Below are 215 nucleotides of genomic sequence, written 5' to 3' on the forward strand. Positions count from 1 at the left end.
TCTCACGTTGAATACGACACCCCGACTCGCCACTACGCACACGTAGACTGCCCAGGCCACGCCGACTATGTTAAAAACATGATCACCGGTGCTGCGCAGATGGACGGCGCGATCCTGGTTGTTGCTGCGACTGACGGCCCAATGCCTCAGACCCGTGAGCACATCCTGCTGGGTCGTCAGGTAGGCGTTCCTTTCATCATCGTGTTCCTGAACAA

Annotated in this window: 1 protein-coding gene; it reads left to right on the forward strand. The window is 57.2% G+C overall.

Annotated elements, in window-relative coordinates; translation table 11 throughout:
• On the forward strand, positions 1–215 hold a 215-nt coding region (locus AB8818_RS22985), incomplete at both ends, for a GTP-binding protein (protein WP_371200046.1).

This window comes from Enterobacter sp. KB-280D8 (genome assembly GCF_041399405.1).
Taxonomy (GTDB): Bacteria; Pseudomonadota; Gammaproteobacteria; order Enterobacterales; family Enterobacteriaceae; genus Enterobacter; species Enterobacter cloacae_N.